This window comes from Micromonospora foliorum (genome assembly GCF_022229015.1).
Taxonomy (GTDB): domain Bacteria; phylum Actinomycetota; class Actinomycetes; order Mycobacteriales; family Micromonosporaceae; genus Micromonospora; species Micromonospora foliorum.
Window position 1 is genome coordinate 1 of record NZ_JAKKFF010000463.1, and the last position, 2,703, is coordinate 2,703.

Below are 2,703 nucleotides of genomic sequence, written 5' to 3' on the forward strand. Positions count from 1 at the left end.
CAGGTCGGCGACCACCACGGCGGCAGCCCCCTCGGCGGCGAACCGGCGCGACAGCGCCGCGCCGATGCCACCGGCCCCGCCGGTGACCACCACGATCCGGTCGGTCAGGTTCACGCGGACGCCTCCACGAGGTTGGTGCCCAACCGGGCGATGAGGCTCAGCAGCGCGGTCGCGCCGCCGGCGGTGACCTCGGGGGTGGGCAGCAGCGCGAAGATCGGCACGTCCACCCCGTTGTCGGCGTAGCGGCGCACCTCGGCGCGGCACCGCTCCGGTGAGCCGTGCAGCACCAGCGCGTCGACCACCTCGTCGGGCACCGCCGCGCTGGCGCCCCGCCGGTCACCGGCGGCCCAGGCCGCCCACATGGGCGCGAGCGTCTCGTCGCGGCCGAGCCAGCGGTGGAACTCGGCGTACGCCGGGACGGTGAGGTAGCTGGTGATGAGCCGCCGGCCCAGCGCCCGGGCGTACGCGGCGTCCTCGGTGGGGCAGACGAAGATCCGGGCGGCGACCTCGAAGCCGGCGCGCCGCTCGCCCAACTCGGCGAGGGCACGCGGCACGTCCTCGGCGCTGAGCCAGTTGAGGATGACCCCGTCGGCCTCCGCGCCGGCCAGCCGGAGCATCCCCGGGCGCAGCGCGGCGAGCAGGATCGACGGCGGCACCGCCGGCGGTCGCTCCAGTGTGAACCGGCGGACGGCGAACGTGTCGTAGGCCTCGTCGACGGTCTCGCCGGCCAGCGCGGCGCGCAGGAAGCGCAGGACGTCGCGGGTGCGGCGGAACGGCTCGTCGAACGGCACCGCGTTCCAGTCCTGGACCAGCACGGGTGAGGACGCGCCGATGCCGAGCGAGAACCGGCCCGGCGCCGCCTCGGCCAGCGCCGCCGCGCTCATCGCCAGCAGCCCGGGGCCTCGGGTGAAGACAGGTGTGATCGCGGTGCCGAGCCGCAGCCCGGGCTGCCAGGCCGCGGCGAGCGCCAGCGGGGTGAACGCGTCGGTCCCGGCGACCTCGGACGACCACACGTCGGTGAACCCGGCCCGGTTGAGGGCCGCGTAGGCCGCGTCGTGCTGCGCCAGCGCGATCCCGCCCAGCGGCACCGTCATGCCCCATCGATTCGTCACCGGTCGATCGTGCCCGTTGACGCGGGCCCGAGCAAGATCCCCGGGCTGGGCAGAATCGCCGGTTTCCGGCCGTGCGCACAGGTGGGAAGTGCTACGACTTCGAGGTGGACCGGACCGACGGCGCAGGCCGCTGACCATGGCTTCCAGGGCAGCGGGACACCTGGAGCCGGTCCCCGCGGCGGCCGCTCCCGGCCGGGCGACGTTCCTGGAACTCTTCTTCGACCTGGTGTACGTCTTCGCGCTCACCCGGATCTCGGCGCGCGCGTTCGAGGACCTGACCCGGGAACCGGGCCGGGAGCACGGCTGGGGGACGGTCACCGGCGGCGGCAAGACACTGCTGTTGCTGCTCGCGCTCTGGGCGGTCTGGCAGGGCACCGCGTGGACGACCAGCCGGTACGACCCGTACCGGGTGCCGCTGCAGACCGTGGTGATCACCGCGTTGGTGTGCAGCATGGTGATGGGGGTGGCGGTCCCCCGCGCGTTCAGCGCGACCGGACTGATGTTCGCGGTGGCGTACGTCGTCGCGCAGGTGACCCGGCCGGTGATCCTGTCGATCGCGCTCGGACCGCACCCGTACCGCCGGTTGAAGGTGCGCATGGCGGTGGTCTTCGCCGTCACCGGGGTGCTCTGGATCAGCGGAGCGATGTTGACCACCAACGCGCAGGTGGTGCTCTGGTCGGCGGCGCTGCTCATCGAGTACCTGGCCGGCCGTTACGGCTGGCCGGTGCCCGGCCTGGGTCGTTCGACGGTCTCCAAGTGGGAGATCGCCGGGGAGCACCTGGCCGAGCGGTACCAGCAGTTCTTCCTCGTCGCGCTGGGCGAGACGATCCTGGTGGCGGGTTTCGCCTACAGCGCGGGGCCGTACGAGGCGGGGCACGTGTGGGCGTTCGCGCTGGCGCTGGCCACCTCGATCATGCTGTGGCGCATCTACGTGCAGCGGGCCGGCCGGATCCTGGGCGAGGCGGTGATGAAGGCCCGCCACCCCGCCACCATCGGCCGGTCGGCGGCCGACACCCATCTGCTGATGGTGATCGGTCTCGCCGGCACCGCCATCGGGTACGAGCTGATCATCAATCATCCGCTGGAGCGGATCCCGGGTCCGTGGCTGGCCATGGTGCTCGGCGGACCGGCCCTGTTCCTGGCCGGGCGGGCCCGCCTGGAGTACGAGGTGTTCGGGCGGGTCTCCCCGTCCCGGTGGATCGCCCTCGCGGTGCTGGTGGCGTCGGCGGTGCCGCTGCTGTACCTGCCCGGTGTGGTCGCGACCGCTGTCGGGGCGGTGGTGCTGGCAGGGGTCGCGGTGGTCGACGCCCGTCGGGCCCACGGCGCCCCACCGGAGCCCGCCGCACCACCGTTCTGAGCCTCGCGCCGCCGATGACGCGCCGGCCCGGACGGTTACTCTCGGCCGGTGACCTTCTCGCTCGTCGCCCGCTCCGCCGACGGCCGCCTGCACGGCGTGGCCGTCGCCAGCAAGTTCCTCGCCGCCGGGGCGCTGGTGCCGGCCGCCGCTGCCGAGGTGGGCGCGTTGGCCACCCAGGCGCACGTCAACCTCGCCTACCGCCCGCAGGGCCTCACCCTGCTGCGCACCGGGGTG

General features: G+C 74.0%; 3 protein-coding genes. 2 read left to right on the forward strand and 1 reads right to left on the reverse strand.

Annotated elements, in window-relative coordinates:
• Positions 1 to 110: 110 nt before the first annotated feature.
• On the reverse strand, positions 111 to 1,094 hold the full coding sequence (locus PSH25_RS27885) for an LLM class F420-dependent oxidoreductase (protein ID WP_238661868.1): 984 nt from the start codon (positions 1,092 to 1,094) through the stop codon (positions 111 to 113).
• 154 nt (positions 1,095 to 1,248) lie between these two features.
• Here PSH25_RS27885 and PSH25_RS27890 point away from each other — a divergent pair, with 154 nt between their 5' ends.
• Together PSH25_RS27890 and PSH25_RS27895 are read left to right on the forward strand one after the other, a co-directional pair.
• Positions 1,249 to 2,469 carry a low temperature requirement protein A gene (locus tag PSH25_RS27890; protein WP_238661865.1) on the forward strand — a complete coding sequence of 407 codons (1,221 nt, stop codon included), beginning with the start codon at positions 1,249 to 1,251 and terminating at the stop codon, positions 2,467 to 2,469.
• 48 nt (positions 2,470 to 2,517) lie between these two features.
• Positions 2,518 to 2,703: DUF1028 domain-containing protein (locus tag PSH25_RS27895; RefSeq protein ID WP_238661866.1), on the forward strand; the 186-nt coding region annotated here is incomplete at its 3' end.

Bases quoted from the DNA above. Each gene is read 5' to 3' on its own strand.
- PSH25_RS27890 (WP_238661865.1), top strand. From the start codon at position 1,249: ATGGCTTCCAGGGCAGCGGGACACCTGGAGCCGGTCCCCGCGGCGGCC.
- PSH25_RS27885 (WP_238661868.1), bottom strand. From the start codon at position 1,094: ATGACGGTGCCGCTGGGCGGGATCGCGCTGGCGCAGCACGACGCGGCC.